Source organism: Micromonospora sp. NPDC049230 (assembly GCF_040647875.1).
In the GTDB taxonomy this organism is placed as follows: Bacteria; Actinomycetota; Actinomycetes; order Mycobacteriales; family Micromonosporaceae; genus Micromonospora.
This window is the reverse complement of the sequence record NZ_JBEZCZ010000040.1, coordinates 52212-70131: the sequence shown is the minus strand read 5'-3', so window position 1 is coordinate 70131 and position 17920 is coordinate 52212. Positions and strand designations below refer to the sequence as shown.

Genomic DNA, 17920 nt, shown 5'->3' with positions numbered 1-17920 from the left:
GTTGAACGCCTTCGCCATCACCTTCAGCGACCGCTTCCCAGCCGCTGAAACCTACTAACCAAGATCGCCGGAAACACCGTTAGCGAGACAGCCCCGCCCCGCCCCGTCGATCATGGAGTTGTGGTGGGCGTTGGGTCTTTATTGCACCGTTTGAGAGGCACCACAACTGCATGATCGACGGGGGAAGGGGGCGTGAGTCGCTCGTGTTGGGTTTGGCTAGGGCGCCAGGAGCGGGATCAGCGTTTTGATGATGTGGGCGGGGCGCCGGTAGAGGTCCAGGTCGGTGAAGTGGCGCATGTGCCAGCCATTGGCGGCGAGCCAGTTCATTCGAGAGCGATCGTGCCGGAGTCGGACGCGGTCCAGGTGGGACGAACCGTCGTACTCGACACCGACGCGGTGTTGCCGGTAACCAAGGTCGAGGCGGTAGAGCGGTATCCCGTTTCTGTCTGGGACCCAAAGCTGCGGCTCCGGCGGGGGCAGGCCGCCGTCTATGAGTACCAGCCGGAGTTGGCTCTCCTGCCGGCACTCTGCCCGGGGATCGGCGCGGGGCACGAGATCACGCGCCTGACAGACTCCACGCAGACGCCTGTGTCGATCGACCTCGGCCCAAAGCTCCTCGGGCTGGCAGGCACCTACGCGGAGACAAAGGTCCAGCAGCGGCAGCACTGCCATCCGGTGCAAGGACCGCGCCAGGTCCACCGCGCACCTGGAGGCGGGCGCACAGGGCACCCCGGCCAGCAGCACCGGGTCGCGCACCGGCAGTACCGTCTCGTGAGTGACGACGCCCCGAATACGCGGGACGTTCTCCCCTGCCGGCACGAGCACGTGCACGTCGGTTGTGCGAGCGTCGCCGAAGCCATGCAGTTGTGCGCCGGTGTGGAAGCCGACGACAGCAGTGGCGGGTAGCCGTCGGAAGATCGCTGGCAGGCGTCCAGCCTGATCGGCCGACGGCGCGTAGATGCTGCGCGACATCCGGTGCAGGCGGGACCGCTCGGCCAGCCTACGCACTTGCTCCCGACTAAGACCGGCGGAAAGTAACTCCGAGTAGCGATACAAACGCTCTGTCATGCCGCAGGAATCTGCACCAACAAGTCGCCAACCCTCGACCCCAACCCAGCAACCTGTGGATAACTACAGGCCCTGTGCACAACCCCCGAAGCACCTCCCACGGTGCTATGCGCACCAGTCCGCCACCTCGGCCGATCATGGAATTGTGGTGCCGGACAGAAGCCTCAAACCTGCGCTTCCCGGCCACCACAACTCCATGATCGACGCCGCTCAGGGGCGGGGGCGGGGGCGGGGGCGGGTTAGTCACAGGCGGTGCCGTCGCCGTCGCGGTCCAGGTCGTAGATGTCGTTGCCGACCACCCGGATGGGCCCGCTGACGTAGGCCGGGCCGTTTCCGCTGCCGCCGGCGCAGTCGACGTCGCTGGCGATCGGGACGCAGCCGCTGTAGTTCGGGTCGCAATTCGACGACTGTGGCTTCTTGGTTCCGACAGCGACAACCTCGGTTACCGGCTGCTTCGTAACCGTGGACTTGACCAACTTCCGGCCCGTCTGAACCCCGTCCGTGGTGGTCACCTGGTAGGTCAGCGTTCGTACGCCGTCCACACCCTTGGTCCGGACCACCCGCTTGCCCTCGGCCAGCGATGAATCCTTGACGGTCTGCGCACCGTGCCTGATCACGCTCTGCTCAGTGACAGTCCTCACCCGCACCACCGGCGAGGGCCCCGCACCGGACGAGGGCGCCGCAGCGGACGAGGGTCCCGCACCAGACGGTCGCGCCGCTCCGGACGAGGGTGCAGCACCGGACGAAGTCGCAGTACCGGGCGCGACAGGCGTGGCAGACGGGTCGGCGATCGGCGACGCGACCTGCGCGTCGGTGGCCTCGGTCGACTCGGCGGATGCCGCCACGATGGGTTGCTGCGGCTCCTCGGCAGAGGTGCCGGTACGGGTGCGCTTCGTTTCGTCGGTCAGCGCGCCGACGATGGCACTACCGGTGCAGCAGAGCAGCAGGAACGAGAGGGCTACCGAGCCGAGGATCACGGCCACTCGACGGCCCGGGCTGGCCCGGCGGAACCAGTTCGGTCGGGGCGCCGGGGCGAACGGCGGCGGGTGCGGCCCAGGGTTCTGCGGTGGTTGCGTCGTCACGGCGATGAGTGTCGTCTCAAATACTCGCTGCAATATCCGCCATCGTGACGATCACCCGCGCCATTCGCTGTCCGTGGACGATCGGTGGGCGGCCCTCCGGCGACCAACCGGCAAACTGCGGCAACCTTCGTGTCGGGCCCGACGGGGCCGATAGTGCGGCTGCACCTGCCATCAAGAGGTGCAAACCTCTATGTACCGGACTCATCCGCAGGGTCCTACAGGGAACGGCCGAGGCCGACGGAGGTTGTGTCGAGATGCCGTCAGCGCACCGGTCAGCGGCGGCGAGAGCGCAGCGAGGTGAGGCCGGCCAGCAGCAGCGCGATCGCGAACATCGCCGTGCCGATGACGTTTACCTGTGGGGGGATTCCTCGCTGGGCGGCGCCCCAGACGTACATCGGGAACGTGACTGTGGTGCCGGCGTTGAAGTTCGTGACGATGAAGTCGTCGAAGCTCAGCGAGAAGGCCAACAGCGCGGCGGCCACGATGCCGGGCAGCACCAGCGGCAGGGTGATCGTCCGGAAGGTCTGCCACTCGTTGGCGTAGAGGTCCATGGCCGCCTCCTCCAGCCGCCGGTCCATCCCGGCCAGCCGCGCCTTCACGGTGACCACCACGAACGACACGCAGAACGTCACGTGTGCGATCACGACTGTCCAGAAGCCCTGCGGCACCCCGGCCGACACGAAGAGCGCCAGCAGCGACGTGCCCATCACCAGCTCCGGGGTGGCCATCGACAGGAAGATCAGCATGTTGATGCCCGATCGACCGCGCGGACGGTGCCGGACCAGCGCGAACGCCAGCAGGCTGCCCAACACGGTGGCGATCACCGTGGCGAGGAAACCGATCCGTACGCTGCGCAGCACGGCGTCGCACATGTCCGAGGTGGCGCAGGGCCGTCGCCAGTTGTCCAGTGTGAACTCGTTGAAGTCGTACGACAGTCGACTCGACGGCCGGTTGACGGACAGCCCCGCCACCACCAGGATCGGCAGCGCCAGATAGCCGAGCACCAGCAGCGCCACGATCAGCACCCAGCGGTCGGCCAGCCATCGGGAGATTCTCACGACACCTCCCCCGTGCTGGCCCGGCGCAGGTGACCGCAGACGACCGCGAGGATCGCCGCCAGCAGCAGGAACGACAGCGCGGCGCCCTGCGGGTAGTCCAGCCGGACCAGGAACGCCGAGTCGATCACGTTGCCGATCATGTACTCGTTGGGTGTGCCGAGCAGTTCGGCGTTGATGTAGTCGCCGCTGGCCGGGATGAAGAACAGCAGCATGCCGGCGACCAGGCCGGGCCGGGACAACGGCAGGGTCACCCGGCGGAACGTCTGCGTCCCGCTCGCGTACAGGTCGCCGGCCGCTTCCAGCAGCCGGTGGTCGAGCCGCTCCAGGCTCGCGTACAGCGGCAGCACCAGAAACGGCAGGAAGTTGTACGTCAGGCCGAGCACCACCGCGAACGGCGTGGCCAGCAGTCGGCCGTCCGGTGCGAGCAGGTGCACGTCGCGCAGCAGGCCGACCAGCGGGCCGTTGTCCGACAGGATGGTCTTCCACGCCAGCGTGCGGACCAGAAAACTGGTGAACATCGGCGCGACCACGCAGACCAACAGCAGGTTCTTCCACCGCCCGGCCTTCCGCGCGATCGCGTAGGCCAGCGGGTAGCCCAGCAGCAGCGCCAGCACCAGGGCCAGCCCGGCGTAGCCGAACGAGCGCAGGAACTGCGGCCAGTACGCCCGCACCACGTCCGGGTAGTTGCCGACCGCCCAGCTCATCGCGTAACCGGTGGACAGCGAGCCGTCGGGGTCGTACAGGCTGGCCGCCGCGAGCTGCGCCAGCGGCACCCCGAAGAAGACCACCAGCCAGGCCACACCGGGCAACACCAGGAGGTACGGCAGCAGCCGGCGCCTCCCGGAACGGGCTGCCGGTGCCACAGCCGCAGGCGCTGCCTGCCCCGAGCCGCTGGGAGCCGGAAGGGTCACGACGACGCGCTCACCGGCTCGTCGAGCACCGGCGACGTCCGGTCGACGCTCGCGGCCCCCCGGGGCAGCAGGAACGCGTGCCGGGGATCCCAGTACGCGACGGCCGCACCGCCGACCGCGAACCGCGTCGACGTCGCGCTGTTCGCCACGAACACCGCCAGCTCGCCGCCCCAGTCGGTACGCAGCAGGTACTGCGTGCTGACCCCCACGTAGGAGGCGTCGCTGACCACCCCGGTGACGTGTTGGTGCCCCACGGGCACCTGGTCGGCGGAGCCGACCAGAGTCAGCTTCTCGGGGCGTACCCCCAGGTGGACCGGACCGCGGTCGGACCGTGCCCGGCCGGCGGGCACCGAGAAGCGCGTGCCGTGCGCCGTCACCGCGACGTCGCCGCCGCTGGCGCCGGTGGCCTCGGCGGCGAGCAGGTTGGACTGGCCGAGGAAGCTCGCCACGAACGCGGTGGCGGGGAACTCGTAGAGGTCGGCCGGCACGCCCTGCTGCTCGATCCGACCCGCGTTCAGCACCGCGACGGTGTCGGCCATGGTCAGGGCCTCCTCCTGGTCGTGGGTGACGTGTACGAAGGTGATGCCGACCTCGGCCTGGATGCGCTTCAGCTCGATCTGCATCTGCCGGCGCAGCTTCAGGTCGAGAGCGCCGAGCGGCTCGTCGAGCAGCAGCACCTGCGGCCGGTTGACCAGGGCGCGGGCCAGCGCGACCCGCTGTTGCTGGCCGCCGGAGAGCTGGGCCGGTCGGCGCTTGCCGTAGCCGTCGAGCTGCACCAGCGACAGCATCCGGTGCACCTCGCCGTCGACCGAGCGGAGGCCGCGTCGACGCAGCCCGAAGGCCACGTTCTCGAAGACGGTGAGGTGCGGGAAGAGCGCGTAGCTCTGGAAGACGGTGTTGACCGGCCGCCGGTACGGTCGCAGCCGGGTGACGTCCCGGTCACCGAGCAGCACCTGGCCGCTTGTCGGCTCCTCCAGGCCGGCGATCATCCGCAGTGTGGTGGTCTTGCCGCAGCCGGACGGGCCGAGCAGCGCGAAGAACGAGCCCTGCCCGACGCTCAGGTTGAGGCCGTCGACGGCGGTGACACTGCCGAATCGCTTGGTGAGGTTGGCCAGGCGCAGGTCGCCGGCGGGTGTCTCGCGGGCCATCCCCGTCACGCCCCGATGACCTGCTGGAACTTGCTCTCGTACTCCTTCTCCTGCTTGGTGTCCAGGACCATGAACGTCGTGGCCTTCGACAGCAGCGCGTCGTCGGGGAAGATCAGCGGGTTGGCGGCCAACTCGCTGTCGATCTTCTCCATTTCGGCCTGCGCGCCCTTGACCGGGCAGATGTAGTTGACGTACGCGGCCAGCCTCGCGGCGACGGCCGGCTCGTAGTAGTAGTTGATGAGCTGCTCGGCGTTCGCCTTGTGGGTGGCCCGGATCGGCACCATCATGTTGTCGCTGTAGAGCAGCACGCCGGAGTCGGGCGCGACGAACCGCACCTTCTCGTTCGCGCCGGAGAGTTGGATGACATCCCCGGACCAGCCGATGCACGCGGCGATGTCGCCCTTGGCCAGGTCGGGTGCGTAGTCGTTGCCGGTGAACCTGCGGATCTGCCCGGAGTCGACGGCCTTCTTGAGCTTGGTGAGCGCGTCGTCGAACTGGGCGGTGGTGAAGTTGGCCGGATCGTGCCCGTTGGACTGCATCAGCAGGCCCATCGTGTCGCGCATCTCGCTGAGCGCCGACACCCGACCCTTCAGGTCGGGGCGGGTCAGCAGCTCGTCGACAGTACGCAGTTCCCCTGTGACGTCACCGTTGTACGCCAACCCGGCGAGGCCGGCCTGCCACGGGACGGAGAGCCGGTTGTCGGTGTCGAAGGAGTGGTTGAGCAGCGACGGCAGCAGGTTGGCCCGCACGTTCGGGATCTTCGCCGGGTCGAGCTGCTGGATCCAGCCGAGCCGGCTCATCCGGGCCGCCATCCAGTCGCTCAGCACGATGATGTCCCGGTCGGTGCTCTGGCAGGCGGCGAGCTGGTGCTGCACCTTGCCGAAGAACTCGTTGTTGTCGTTGATGTCCTCGGTGTAGGTGACCTGGATGCCGGTCTTCCGCCCGAACTCGTCCAGGCTGGGCCGCTTGGACTCGTCCTCGTCGTCCACATCCAGGTACTGCGGCCAGTTGGAGAACGCCAGCTTCTTCTCGGTGCCGGAGAGGTCCTCGCTGACGCAGCCGGCCTCGGTCTGTCGGGCGCCCTCGGTGCCGCAGCCGGCAAGACCGCCGCCCACGGCGAGCAGGGCTGCCGAACCGAGAGTGCCCCTGAGTAGTCCACGCCGGGAAAGGGGCCGGAGGGGAGCACGCATCAGTTTTCCTCAGGGTCGGCGCCGTGGACGACTGACACGATGACAAACCGACAACGCGAGAAGAGCACCGGGGCCACCAAACCACCCGCACCGCGCGTTGATCATGAGGGGGACCGCGCGGGAGGGGGCCGGGTGGGTTAGTGGTTGGGGGGGATCACGCGGAGGTGGCCTCGGCGGCCGGTCTGGTGGGGGTTCTCGTGGTGGTTCTGGTCGGGCTCCGGGGGGCGGGGGGCCGGGCGGGCGGCCTCGCGGACCGCCTCGGCGAGCGCGACCAGGTCATCGGTGGTGGGCGGCGGCGGCTCGAACTCCCCCTCGTGCCGGACCACGTCCCAGCCGCGGGGCGCTGTCAGGCTGCGGGCGTGCGGCTCACACAGGTCGTACGTGTGCGGCTCGGCGAACGCCGCCAGCGGCCCCACCACCGCTGTCGACTCGTTGTAGACATAGGTCAATGTGGCGACCGCTTGCCGGGGGCAGCCGTTACGGGAGCAGCGCCGTGGTGACCTCACGGGCGCAGGGTATCTCCATTACCGGGTCCGGCGCATCGGTTCGCGTTGCGACACGCCCGTAGTGGTGATCACAGTTCGCCGCCCTGGGCACGCCGCGCCACGGGAGCGGCGGTGCCGCTGACCAGCCCGGCGCGGGCGCTACCCTTTGCCTCATGACGAGCCCGGAACACCGCCGCCCCGGCCCTGGCCGGCGCGTGCACCGTGACCGGCACGGTCGCGGCCTGCGCGGGCGGCTGGTGCCGGCCACCGTGCCGCTGGCGCGGACCAAGGCCGAGGTCTTCGACGACCTGGTCCTGGACACCGTGGAGACGCTGGAGCGTCGGTTCGCCAAGGAGTTGGCCGGGGTCGAGTTCGCGGTCGAGGACGTGCCACCGGACCTGAACGTCTACGACTCCGATGTGCTGGAGGACGGCGAGGTCCCGCTGGCCCGACTGCTGCCCGGCCGTCCGGGCCGCCAGGAGGTGCCGCCACGGATCGTGTTGTACCGACGGCCTCTGGAGTTCCGGGCGATGGACCGTGAGGACCTCGCCGACCTCGTGCATGACGTGATCATCGAACAGGTGGCGAACCTGCTCGGCGTCGACCCCGACGAGCTGGCCTGAGCAGCCCGCGGCAGCTCGAACCGAACCGGCAGCCCACACCAAACCCTCAGCCCCCGACATGTCGGGCCGAACGAGCCCTGGTCGGGCAGCCTGTGCCGGGTGAGTCTGGCGGCCCCCACCGCCAGCGACCTCACACCGCTCAGGCGGCCCGCCGCTTCAACTTGCGCCGTTCCCGCTCGGAGAGCCCACCCCAGATGCCGAACCGCTCGTCGTGACCGAGAGCGTATTCGAGGCATTCGGTCTTGACCTCGCACCGCGAGCAGATCCGCTTCGCCTCGCGGGTTGAGCCGCCCTTCTCGGGGAAGAACGCTTCGGGGTCGGTCTGCGAGCACAACGCCCGCTCCTGCCACTCCGGCGCGTTTCCGAGCAGGTCGGCCACCTCAAGCTGGCCGTCCATCAAATGCCTCCTTGTCGCGCACCGGCGTCATCGCCGCTGCAACCCCCCACGCGAAAGGCGTGCTTGTCCGTCCGGTCCCGTTTTGTTGCGTTCCGTGCGAACAACCCCATTCAAATTACACGCGTGTAATGCGTGCGCCGTCAAGCCAAACTTGATAATGGAGTCGCCCTCCCGACACCCCCGGACGGCCACTGGGGCCGTCCAGCCTCGCAACCTGCCCTATCGATTCAGACCCCGGCCGAGTAACGCCCTCTCCGGCGAGTTGCCCGACTTTTCTGCCGTGGCGCTCCCCCGGAAGGTCGTCGCCAGGGCCGCGCCAGACACCCGCACCCCCAAAGCTGATCTTGGTGGGGGACAGGTTAACGCGGCGCGGCGCAGACTGCCCGTCAAGCCGGGCACAGCGCGTGCGCCCCGTCCACAATGTGGACGGGGCGCGAGGCGAAAAGCGGTGTGGAAGGGTCAGCCGGCGACCCCAAAACCGCTGCTGGGCCACACGAACTCCGCTATCCCTCCACCATGGACAGAAACTGTGCCGGCAGGTGTGCTCGCGTCCCACCAGACGGTATAAATCCCGCCGGGCAGATCCGGGTAGACCGCACTGTGGAACGAGCCGTCCCGCACCCGGCGCTCCCGCACCGCGGAGTGCACCCGCCGATCATCGTCCCGGCTGATCTCGATCTCCCGGCCATGCAGATCCCGGCCCGTGTAGACGATCAGGGCACCGGTGTCACCGCCCAGATCGAGGACGACGCTGCCCGTCTCCGACGGCCCGTACGCGTGCTCGTGCATCCGCTGCGCCCCCACTCAAGCCGCCGGCGGGTTGTTGAACCCGTCGTACGGCGTACCCAGGTAGGGGAAGTTCCCGAGGAACGGCGCTGTCACGTCGGCGGCGCTCAGGCCAGGGGTGACCGCGGCGGCCGCCGCGTCCGGACGGAACGTCTTGTCGACAAGCGGCACCGTCACCCCGGCGATCGCCCGCAACGCGATGCTGACCACGTCGTCGCCGACCCGCCGCCCGTTCGGGAACCCGGCCAGGTCGCCACCGAGCACCCCGAACCGGTCCGGCTTGGCCGTCGGCGGGATGGCCGTGTTCAGCCGCAGCATGTCGGCCTGCACGTCGCCGGCGGTGTTGGTGAAGCCGTCGATCAGCCCGGCCGGTATGCCGGTGAGCAGGATCGCCACCAGATCCGCGCGGACCTTCTTGGCCTTGGTGAGCTTGTCCAGATTCGGGAAGACGTCCGGGTAGAGCGCCGGCAGCAGCGCCGCCAACTCGGGTTGCTCGACGAACCGCGCGAACCGCTTGTCCTCCGACGGCGGCAGCGAGTTCCACAGGTCCTTCTTGGACATCGGCACGATGACCTCGTTGAACAGCGGATTGCCCAGCCGGGAGACCTGCGTGAACGGGCCGGTCGCGGTGTCCGTGTCGCCCCGGTCGCCGAGCACCCGCACCTGCCGGCGCGACGCCGACGTCCACACCCCGAGCACCGACGCCGGGTCGGCGGCGCCGTACCGGTTGGCGCGTCGGCGCACCTGCTTCAGTGGCACCTGCACGGCGATGCTGTGCACGTTCATCCGGTCGGTGGCGTTGACCGGCTCCCCCTCGGCCTTGAAGATCTTCTTGCCGGCGACGTGCAGCTGCTGGAACGGCCGCAACGTGCCGAGGTCGAAGATCGCCCCCAGGTCGACGAAGAATCCGTCCGCCCGCTGCCCGGCGAAGACCTTCTCCCCGGTGGAGAGCGAGTAGGTCGCCTGCCGGACGAGGTCTGCGTACTTCGGGGTGGACAGCGGACCGACGTTGCACGGCGGGCACTGCAGCTTGTGCGCCAACCGGTGCTCCCGACCGTCGGCGACCCGGGTCAGGCTGTAGAACTGCCGCCGGTTCCAGTTCTTGCTGTCCAGCGACTCGATCGTCCCGGTGTTGTAGAGAAAGCTGTTCGGGTTGGTGATCTCGGTGGTGAATTCGAACCGGTAGGTGACATCCGGACGACCGTCGCCGTCGTTGTCGATATGGATCTCGTAGCGCACGTCGTCACCGAACTCGAAGAAGTTCGGCCCCCCGGAGGGCAGTTGCAACGGCACGTAGTTGGCGATCAACGTCACGGTGTCGGGCTTGTCGGGGCTGACGAACGCGTACAGGTCGGAGCTGTCGGCGACCGGATCCTTGGCTATCTCCGGGGCCTCACGGTGGGAAGACATGGCGGACCAACCTCACTGGGCGGGGACAGGATGGCAGTGCGGGATGTCGGGTCAGCGCCGGGCGGCGCGCCGCAGCCGGTCCGCCAGGCCGCGGTCGCGTACCTCGATCCGCGCCTCGCCGACGAAGACGTCCATCGTCCCGGATTCGGCGTCACGCAGGTGCACGACTATCGGTTCGTCGGCTCGTCCGGCCGCGCCGGGGGCGTTCTGCGCGGCTGACAGGCCCGGCACTGTGAGCGCGGCGGCGCCGAGAGTGGCGCTGGCCGCGGCGGTCAACGTCTGCCGGCGGGTCAGTCGCGGCCACTGCCGCTTCCGCTGATCACTGGTCATGGGCAACCTTTCCGGCGGCGGCGCGGTACGCGCCCGCAGGGGACGGACGGGTCCGGCACCGTCCAACGACGCCGCCGGGCCCCTGAAGGGGACACCGGCGGCGATCCTCGCCGCGACCGCCGCCGGCACCGCGTGGTACGGCCGGCGGCGGGGAAAGGTTCGACGTCAGTGTCGAACGTGACCGTACGCAGTCGAGCGCTTGCGCGCCGGACGACCGGCGGCCTTCGCGATGGCCCGCAACTGCTCCTCGGTACGCGCGGAACCGTTGTCGGAACCGGCCATCCGGGAGATGGTCTCCTCCATCAGCGTGCCGCCCAGGTCATTGCACCCACCCTGGAGCATCGCCACGGTGCCCTCGTCGCCGAGCTTCACCCAGGAGCACTGGATGTTGTCGATCCGGCCGTGCAGCAGCAGCCGGGACATGGCGTGCACCACCCGGTTCTCCCGCCAGGTCGGCCCGGGTCGGGCGATGCCGGCCAGATAGATCGGCGCGTTGGTGTGCACGAACGGCAGCGCCACGAACTCGGTGAACCCGCCGGTGCGGTCCTGCACACCGGCCAGCACCCGGAAGTGCGCCAGCCACTGCCCGGGGTGGTCGACGTGGCCGTACATCATCGTGGAGCTGGACCGGATGCCCAGCTCGTGGGCAGTGCTGACCACGTCGACCCAGGCGGCGGCCGGGAGTTTGCCCTTGGTCAGCACCCAGCGCACGTCGTCGTCGAGGATCTCGGCGGCGGTGCCGGGGATGGTGTCCAGCCCGGCCTCGCGCAGCTGGAGCAACCAGTCCCGCACCGGCACCCCGGCCTTCGCGGCGGCGGTGACGATCTCCATGGGCGAGAACGCGTGCACGTGCATCTCCGGCATCCGGGCCTTGATCGCGCGCACGATGTCGGCGTACCCGGTGACCGGCATCTTCGGGTCGATGCCGCCCTGGAGGCACACCTCGCTGGCACCGGCCGCCCACGCCTGCTCGGCCCGGTCGGCGACCTGGTCGACGGAGAGCCGGTACGCGTCGGCGTCCCGCTCACGCTGCGCGAACGCGCAGAACCGACAGCCCACGTAACAGACGTTGCTGAAGTTGATGTTGCGGTTGACCACGTAGGTGACGTCGTCGCCGACCGTGTCCCGGCGCACGTCGTCGGCGAGCCGGCACAACGCGTCGAGCGCCGGCCCGTCCGCGCCGAACAGCGCCAACGCGGCGTCGCCGTGCCGGGGGTCGAGCAGCGCCGCCGGGTCGTCGGCGGCCAGCCGCAGCCCGGCCGCCAGGTCACGGTCCGCACCACTGCCGGCCGCCACCGGGGGTACGCCCGCTCGACGCGCGACCGCCTCGGGGGCGACCTTGCCGGCGACCTCGGACCAGTCGCCGTAGACGCTGTCGAAGTCACCCCGCCGGTCGTCGGTGCGGCCGGTGGTGTCGATGGTGGCGTGCAGGTCGACCCGCCCACCGAACACCTCCTCCGGCTCCTGCCAGGGTCGCCCCTGCGGCAGCGCCGACTCGACAGCCATGCCGGTGCTCGGATCGGCGAGCGCGTCGACGTGCGGCAGCAAGCGCGGGTCGAGCCACGGGTCACCCGCGCGCACGTACTCGGGGTAGATCGTCAGCCGCTCCCGCAGCGTGAACCCGGCCAACTCGGTGTGCCGCGCCAACTCCTCGATCTGCGGCCACGGGCGTTCCGGGTTGACGTGGTCCGGGGTGAGCGGCGAGACGCCGCCCCAGTCGTCGATGCCGGCCCGCAGCAGCAGGTCGTACTCGCCGGCGATGAGGTTCGGCGGGGCCTGGATGCGGGCCTTCGGGCCGAGCAGCAGCCGGGCCACCGCCACAGTGGCGGCCAGGTCGTGCAGCTCCGCGTCGGGCATGCCACGCATCGCCGTGTCGGGTTTGGCCCGGAAGTTCTGCACGATCACCTCCTGGAGGTGGCCGTACTCCCGTTGGACGCGACGGATCGCGAAGAGCGCGTCCGCCCGCTCGGCCGGCGTCTCGCCGATGCCGATCAGGATGCCGGTGGTGAACGGCACCCCGACCCGGCCCGCGTCCTCCAGGACCCGCAGCCGGACCGCCGGCTCCTTGTCCGGCGAACCGTAGTGTGGGCCGCCCGGCTCCGACCAGAGCCGGGTCGCGGTCGTCTCCAACATCATGCCCATGCTCGGCGCTACCGGCTTGAGCCGTTGCAGCTCCGACCAGGACAGCACGCCGGGGTTGAGGTGCGGCAGCAGCCCGGTCTCCTCAAGCACGGCCACCGCACAGGCCCGCAGGTAGTCCAGTGTGGAGTCGTAGCCACGCTCGTCCAACCAGCTCCGCGCCGCCGGCCAGCGCTCCTCCGGCCGGTCACCGAGCGTGAAGAGGGCCTCCTTGCAACCCTGGGCGGCGCCGGCCCGCGCGATGGCGAGCACCTCGTCGCGGTCCAGGAACGGCGCCGGCAGCCGGTGTGGCACTGTGGCGAACGTGCAGTAGTGGCAGCGGTCCCGGCAGAGCCGGGTCAGCGGGATGAAGACCTTCTTCGAGTACGTGACCACGCCCGGCCGCCCGACTTCGCGTAGCCCGGCGTCACGAATCCCACCGGCCACCCGGAGCAGTTCGTCGAGGGCGTCACCACGGGCGGACAGCAGCGCGGTCGCCTCGTCGACGTCCAGCGCCCGCCCGGTCGCGGCCCGGCCCAGGGCCCGCCGCACGCTAGCGTCGCTCGGACCGGATTGGGTGCGATCAACCATCCGCTCAGCCTATGCGCAGCGCGAGCCCGCTCGACCGACCAGTGCCCGCCCCGCGCAAAAGGGCCCACCTCGATTTTCCCCGTGGGCGCGATGATCAGGTGATGAAAAGTAGGTGGTAGGACCGCTTTTCGGCCTACTTTTCATCACCTGATCATGAAGTCAGCCCGGAGGCCGACTCAGCGGGGCTGGTCGGGCTGCTCGCCGGGCGTGATGTGCTGGGTGCGGTCGTCGTCCGGGTTGGCGGGCCGGGGAATCGCCTGGGTCGGATCGGCCGACGGACGCGGAATCGCCTCGGTCGGGTCCGCCGACGGACGCGGAATCGCCTCGGTCGGGTCCGCCGAGGGGCGTGGGATGGCCTGGGTTGGTTCGGCCGACGGGCGCGGGATGGCCTGGGTCGGGTCCGCCGACGGCGGCTGCCCGAACGGCGGCGCGGCGGGCGACGGCGGGGCCGACAGCGGGAACGGCGGCGCGGACTGCTGGTGCGGCGGCGCGGACTGCGGGGCCTGGAACGGCGGCGCTGACTGCTGGTGCGGCGGGGCCGACTGTGGGAACGGCGGCGCGGACTGCGGGTGGGACGGGGCCGACTGTGGGGCCTGGAACGGCGGGGACGGCTGGGCGTACTGGCCGGGAGCCGGCCACCCGCCCTGCGGCTGGCCACCAGGCTGCCCCGGGGCCGGCCAACCACCCTGCTGCTGCGGCCAACCTGCCTGCGGCTGGCCGTAGACGCCCGGCTGGGGCTTGGGCCGCGGCACGTAGTAGCGGGCACGCCAGATGGTGTAGACCACCCAGGCGGCGACCGCGAAGATCACCATCCAGGCGATCTGATCGAGCACACCGAGGAGCGCGTCGAGCACCCTGGCATCGGCCAGGCGGCCCACCGTCGAGATCAGCATGGTCAGCGTGCCGATCACCGCGCTGGCCGCGTACTCACCGAGGGCCACCTGCGTGATCAGCTTGGCCTTCGGCACCACCGGCGAGATGTGCGTGGCCAGCAGTACGGCCAGCAGCGGGAGGCCCACCGCCTCCAGCCCGACGAACGTGCCGAAGGCACCGCCCGCACGTTCGGTGAAGGAGCCGTTCGGGGCGATCAACCGGAGCAGACCCACGAAGAGGAACACGGCATTGGCGCCGAGCAACGCGAGCGCGGCGAGTTCGCGTAGTGGCTTGGTCAGCTGACGGGCCTGCGTCGCGTCGGAGGACGCGGGCTCGGCGGGGCTGGTCACGAGTTCCCCCTCGGGGCCGGAACGGACAGGGCGCACGTGAGCCTAGTCTCGTGGGCCACCGGCGGATCGGAGGCGTCACGTGCGCGAGGATGGTCGACATGCACATCGTGGTTCTGGCCGGCGGCATCGGCGGCGCCCGGTTCCTGCTCGGCGTCCGGGCGTACGCCCGCGAGGTCGGCGCGGACGTCACCGCCGTTGTCAACGTCGGCGACGACCTGTGGCTGCACGGGTTGAAGATCTGCCCCGACCTGGACAGCGTCATGTACACGCTCGGCGGTGGCGCGGACCCGGAGCGGGGCTGGGGCCGGGTCGGCGAGAGTTGGACGGTCAAGGGCGAGTTGGCCGCGTACGGGGCACAGCCGGACTGGTTCGGCCTCGGCGACAAGGACATCGCCACCCACCTGGTACGAAGCACCATGCTCAACGGCGGTTACCCGTTGAGCGCTGTCACCGAGGCGCTGTCCACCCGCTGGGAGCCGGGTGTGCGTCTGCTGCCGGCCACCGACGACCGCCTGGAAACCCACGCTGTCGTGAGCGGGAGGAGTGAGCTTGCGAGCCCCGCACCCGCGAACAGCGCCAGCACTGTCGAGGACGAGCAGGGCCAGCGGGCGATCCACTTCCAGGAGTGGTGGGTGCGCTACCGGGCCGACATCCGCACCCACCGCTTCGTCTTCGTCGGTGCGGAGACGGCGAAGCCGGCACCCGGTGTGCTGGACGCGATCGGCTCCGCCGACCTGGTGCTTGTCGCCCCCAGCAATCCGGTGGTGAGCGTCGCGCCGGTGCTGGCCGTACCGGGGCTGCGGGAGGCGGTGGCGGACGGTCCGGCGCCGGTGGTGGGTGTCTCGCCGATCATCGGCGGTGCTCCGGTGCGGGGGATGGCCGACCGCTGTCTCGACGTGCTGGGTGTCGAGTGCAGCGCCGCCGGGGTGGGCCGCCTCTACGGGGGCCGGTCGGAGGGCGGCCTGCTCGATGGCTGGCTGGTCGCCGAGGAGGACGCTGACACTGTGGTGCCCGGGGTGACGGTCCGCGCGGTGCCGCTGCGGATGACCGACGAGGCGGCGACGGCGGCCATGGTCCGCGCCGCGGTGGAGTTGACGTGAGGCTGGAGATCCTGCCGGTGCTCGGCATCGGCCACGTGACCGAGGGTGACGACCTGGCCGCGATGATCGCGACCGCTGCGCCGTGGCTGCGCAACGGCGACGTGCTCGTGGTCACCAGCAAGATCGTCTCGAAGTCGGAGGGGCGGCTGGTCGACGTCCCGGCGGACGGGCCCGAGCGGCTGGCCGCACGGGACGAGGTCCTGGCCGGCGAGACCGCCCGGGTGGTCGCCAGTCGGGGGCCCACCCGGATCGTGCAGACCCATCACGGTTTCGTGATGGCGTCCGCGGGGATCGACGCGTCGAACGTTGACAAGACCCAACTGGTGCTGCTGCCGGTCGACCCGGACGCATCGGCACTGGCGCTTCGCGACGCGTTACGGGAGCGCTACGACCTGGACGTGGCCGTGATCGTCAGTGACACCATGGGCCGACCCTGGCGCAACGGGCTCACCGACGTGGCGCTGGGCGTGGCCGGGATGCCCGCCATCCGCGACCACCGGGGCGAGGTCGACCCGTACGGCAACGAGCTTCAGTTGACCCAGATGGCCGTGGTGGACGAGCTGGCCGGTGCCGGCGAGCTGATCAAGGGCAAGTGCGATCAGGTCCCCGTCGCGGTCGTGCGCGGCTACCTCACCGCCACCACCCCGGACGACGCCGGCGGCGCGCGGGCGCTGATCCGCGACGCCGCACAGGATCTCTTCGCCCTCGGTACCGCCGAAGCCCGCGCCGCCGGGCTGGTCGACGCCGCCACCCTGGCCGACGGTCCCGGCCCCACGCCGGCCGACCTGACCGCGGTGCGACGGGCGATCGACGCGGTCGCCGAGGTGGTCGCCCCCGGCACGGTCTTCACCCTTGTCGACGAGGCCGAGGTACGCGCCGGACTGGTCGCCGAGATGCCCGGCTGGCCGGAGGGGGCCACCCTGCTGCTCGGCTCGGCCCCGACCCCCGTCGAGCCGATCGGCCTGGTGCGCTTCGGTGCCGACCTGCACCGACTGCGCGTCGCCCTGGCCGCCCAGGGCGTCGGCTCGACCCTGTTGCCGCCGCCGCCCGGCAGCCCGGCGAGCGCCGCGCTCGCGCTCTGAGAGCCAGCCGGGTCCCTCGGCCGGCGGGTACGGCGCTCGGAGAGACAGCCGGGTCACCCGGCCCGGCGAGCGCGGCGCACGCCCCGGAGGGACGGCCGGGTCACCCGGCCCGGCGAGCGCGGCGCACGCCCCGGAGGGACGGCCGGCGCACCCGCCCGACCGGCCCGGCACTCGCCCGACCGGCCCGGCACTCGCCCGGCGACGGGTCAGGCGTCCAGCATGGCCCGGCCGAGCGGAGTCAGCGTGTGCAGCACGCTGTTGCGGTCCCGGTGGCTGACCAGCAGGCCGGCGTTGCGCAGCACCGTGGCATGTTGGCTCGCCGCCGCCGGTGAGATGTTGAGCTGGCGGGCGACCTCACCGGTGGTGCAGCCCTCGTCGCTGGCCTCCAACACCGCAGCCCTGGTGCGGCCGAGCAGCGCGGCGAGCGACTCACGGGCAGCGGCGGAGCGGCTCGCTCCGGTGTCGTCGACCGACAGCAGCCCGCCGAGGCGATCCACCCGGTAGACCAGCACCGGCGGCAGGGCCGGGTCGAGCAGGGCGACAGGTGTGTCCGCACAGAAGAACGACGGCACCAGCAGCAGCCCCCGGCCGTCGAGGTGCAGCTCCCGGCTGTGCGGGTAGTTGCGGATTTCGAGCACCCCGCCGTCCCAGCGCATGGCCGGTCGGAGGCTGGTGAGCAGGCTCTCGACGCCGCCGTCGAGCAGCGCCCTGGCCCGACGCGCCCGGTCCGCCGCGACTGCCGCCTGAATCCGGCTCCAGTAGGGGTTGATCGCCAATGATCGATATTGCACCATCGAGTCCGCGAGGTGGTGCAGCACCGCCACCTCACCCCGGGCCAGCGCGGCGGCCGAGGGTGGCAGGTGGTTCTCGGCGGCGAGCACGCTCAGGTCTCGCCGGAGCATCCCGGTGGGGGTGCTGCGGAGCGCGTCCAGCCCGGCCTCGAAGCCGTCGACACTGGCGTACGGGGTGAGGAAGTCGGGAAAGTAGCCGCGCGGCGGGCTCAGCGCGAAGAGCAACCGGAGCTGCTCGGAGGCGACGTCCTGACGCAGCCCCTGGGACACGGTGCGCCGCCAGTGTGCCGTCAACGGGTCGCGGTTGCGGCCCTGCAACGCGTGCAGGCTGAGGACCAGCTCCCAGACCGGGTCCGCCGCCGGCGCCACCCGAGTCCGGAGAATGTCCTCCCCGGAAAAGTGGATCTTCAGCATGGAGCGCTCCAGTGTCGCCAGCAGGGGGATGCCGGGTGACCGTTCGACTCTACCCGGCCGGCACTAATCTCCATCTTTAAGCCTGGACTGAAAAACCTCGACGCCACCGAAGC

General features: G+C 70.5%; 17 protein-coding genes. 3 read left to right on the top strand and 14 right to left on the bottom strand.

The genetic code is table 11. The features are described from left to right. Window positions 1–216 precede the first annotated feature (216 nt). From AB0A95_RS27515 to AB0A95_RS27485, 7 genes are all read right to left on the bottom strand, one after another. Window positions 217–1068, bottom strand: a complete 852-nt coding sequence (locus AB0A95_RS27515; protein WP_357558631.1) for a type IV toxin-antitoxin system AbiEi family antitoxin domain-containing protein — start codon at window positions 1066–1068, stop codon at window positions 217–219. Between the two features lie 239 nt (window positions 1069–1307). After that, window positions 1308–2150 carry a G5 domain-containing protein gene (locus AB0A95_RS27510; RefSeq protein WP_357558630.1) on the bottom strand — a complete coding sequence of 281 codons (843 nt, stop codon included), beginning with the start codon at window positions 2148–2150 and terminating at the stop codon, window positions 1308–1310. 272 nt (window positions 2151–2422) lie between these two features. Then, window positions 2423–3208 carry an ABC transporter permease gene (locus tag AB0A95_RS27505; RefSeq protein WP_357558629.1) on the bottom strand — a complete coding sequence of 262 codons (786 nt, stop codon included), beginning with the start codon at window positions 3206–3208 and terminating at the stop codon, window positions 2423–2425. Then, window positions 3205–4071 carry an ABC transporter permease gene (locus AB0A95_RS27500; RefSeq protein ID WP_357558628.1) on the bottom strand — a complete coding sequence of 289 codons (867 nt, stop codon included), beginning with the start codon at window positions 4069–4071 and terminating at the stop codon, window positions 3205–3207. The genes AB0A95_RS27505 and AB0A95_RS27500 overlap by 4 nt, the downstream gene beginning before the upstream one ends. Window positions 4072–4115: 44 nt before the next feature. Then, window positions 4116–5267, bottom strand: coding sequence for an ABC transporter ATP-binding protein (locus AB0A95_RS27495; RefSeq protein WP_357558627.1), 1152 nt, complete (start codon window positions 5265–5267; stop codon window positions 4116–4118). Between the two features lie 5 nt (window positions 5268–5272). Further along, window positions 5273–6457 (bottom strand): spermidine/putrescine ABC transporter substrate-binding protein, encoded by a 1185-nt coding sequence (locus tag AB0A95_RS27490; protein ID WP_357558626.1) that lies wholly within the window; start codon window positions 6455–6457, stop codon window positions 5273–5275. A 137-nt stretch (window positions 6458–6594) separates the two neighbouring features. Then, window positions 6595–6963: a DUF3499 domain-containing protein gene (locus tag AB0A95_RS27485; protein WP_357558625.1), complete on the bottom strand. Its 369-nt coding sequence runs from the start codon at window positions 6961–6963 to the stop codon at window positions 6595–6597. A gap of 152 nt (window positions 6964–7115) precedes the next feature. On the opposite strand from AB0A95_RS27485, the gene AB0A95_RS27480 reads away from it, so the two are divergent. Then, a complete protein-coding gene (locus AB0A95_RS27480) occupies window positions 7116–7565 on the top strand; it encodes a metallopeptidase family protein (protein ID WP_110562108.1) in 450 nt (149 codons plus the stop codon). A 139-nt stretch (window positions 7566–7704) separates the two neighbouring features. Here AB0A95_RS27480 and AB0A95_RS27475 read toward each other — a convergent pair whose 3' ends face one another. The 6 genes from AB0A95_RS27475 to AB0A95_RS27450 all read right to left on the bottom strand — a co-directional run bounded on the left by AB0A95_RS27475 (window position 7705) and on the right by AB0A95_RS27450 (window position 14420). Then, window positions 7705–7962, bottom strand: coding sequence for a WhiB family transcriptional regulator (locus AB0A95_RS27475; RefSeq protein ID WP_007455784.1), 258 nt, complete (start codon window positions 7960–7962; stop codon window positions 7705–7707). A 459-nt stretch (window positions 7963–8421) separates the two neighbouring features. Continuing rightward, window positions 8422–8751, bottom strand: a complete 330-nt coding sequence (locus AB0A95_RS27470) for a phospholipase (RefSeq protein ID WP_357558624.1) — start codon at window positions 8749–8751, stop codon at window positions 8422–8424. A gap of 15 nt (window positions 8752–8766) precedes the next feature. Then, entirely contained in the window at window positions 8767–10158 is a 1392-nt protein-coding gene (locus tag AB0A95_RS27465) for a DUF4331 domain-containing protein (RefSeq protein ID WP_357558623.1), read from the bottom strand. A gap of 51 nt (window positions 10159–10209) precedes the next feature. Further along, window positions 10210–10488, bottom strand: coding sequence for a hypothetical protein (locus AB0A95_RS27460; protein WP_357071649.1), 279 nt, complete (start codon window positions 10486–10488; stop codon window positions 10210–10212). A gap of 165 nt (window positions 10489–10653) precedes the next feature. Continuing rightward, a complete protein-coding gene (locus AB0A95_RS27455) occupies window positions 10654–13197 on the bottom strand; it encodes a bifunctional FO biosynthesis protein CofGH (RefSeq protein ID WP_357558622.1) in 2544 nt (847 codons plus the stop codon). 176 nt (window positions 13198–13373) lie between these two features. Beyond that, the gene (locus tag AB0A95_RS27450; protein WP_357558621.1) at window positions 13374–14420 is read right to left on the bottom strand and encodes a hypothetical protein; all 1047 of its coding nucleotides are present in this window, start codon (window positions 14418–14420) and stop codon (window positions 13374–13376) included. Window positions 14421–14518: 98 nt separating this feature from the next. Here AB0A95_RS27450 and cofD point away from each other — a divergent pair, with 98 nt between their 5' ends. Both cofD and AB0A95_RS27440 read left to right on the top strand, forming a co-directional pair. Further along, entirely contained in the window at window positions 14519–15520 is a 1002-nt protein-coding gene (gene cofD / locus AB0A95_RS27445) for a 2-phospho-L-lactate transferase (protein ID WP_357558620.1), read from the top strand. Then, the gene (locus tag AB0A95_RS27440) at window positions 15517–16602 is read left to right on the top strand and encodes a coenzyme F420-0:L-glutamate ligase (RefSeq protein WP_357558619.1); all 1086 of its coding nucleotides are present in this window, start codon (window positions 15517–15519) and stop codon (window positions 16600–16602) included. Before cofD ends, AB0A95_RS27440 begins: the two co-directional genes overlap by 4 nt. 206 nt (window positions 16603–16808) lie before the next feature. On the opposite strand, the gene AB0A95_RS27435 is transcribed toward AB0A95_RS27440, so the two are convergent. Next, complete coding sequence (locus AB0A95_RS27435) at window positions 16809–17807, bottom strand: winged helix-turn-helix domain-containing protein (RefSeq protein ID WP_357558618.1); 999 nt, start codon at window positions 17805–17807, stop codon at window positions 16809–16811. Between the last annotated feature and the right edge of the window lie 113 nt (window positions 17808–17920).

Coding starts and splice junctions, on each gene's coding strand:
- AB0A95_RS27515 (WP_357558631.1), bottom strand. CDS start 1,068: ATGACAGAGCGTTTGTATCGCTACTCGGAGTTACTTTCCGCCGGTCTT.
- AB0A95_RS27495 (WP_357558627.1), bottom strand. CDS start 5,267: ATGGCCCGCGAGACACCCGCCGGCGACCTGCGCCTGGCCAACCTCACC.
- AB0A95_RS27490 (WP_357558626.1), bottom strand. CDS start 6,457: ATGCGTGCTCCCCTCCGGCCCCTTTCCCGGCGTGGACTACTCAGGGGC.
- AB0A95_RS27480 (WP_110562108.1), top strand. CDS start 7,116: ATGACGAGCCCGGAACACCGCCGCCCCGGCCCTGGCCGGCGCGTGCAC.
- AB0A95_RS27475 (WP_007455784.1), bottom strand. CDS start 7,962: ATGGACGGCCAGCTTGAGGTGGCCGACCTGCTCGGAAACGCGCCGGAG.
- AB0A95_RS27470 (WP_357558624.1), bottom strand. CDS start 8,751: ATGCACGAGCACGCGTACGGGCCGTCGGAGACGGGCAGCGTCGTCCTC.
- AB0A95_RS27465 (WP_357558623.1), bottom strand. CDS start 10,158: ATGTCTTCCCACCGTGAGGCCCCGGAGATAGCCAAGGATCCGGTCGCC.
- AB0A95_RS27460 (WP_357071649.1), bottom strand. CDS start 10,488: ATGACCAGTGATCAGCGGAAGCGGCAGTGGCCGCGACTGACCCGCCGG.
- AB0A95_RS27455 (WP_357558622.1), bottom strand. CDS start 13,197: ATGGTTGATCGCACCCAATCCGGTCCGAGCGACGCTAGCGTGCGGCGG.
- cofD (WP_357558620.1), top strand. CDS start 14,519: ATGCACATCGTGGTTCTGGCCGGCGGCATCGGCGGCGCCCGGTTCCTG.
- AB0A95_RS27435 (WP_357558618.1), bottom strand. CDS start 17,807: ATGCTGAAGATCCACTTTTCCGGGGAGGACATTCTCCGGACTCGGGTG.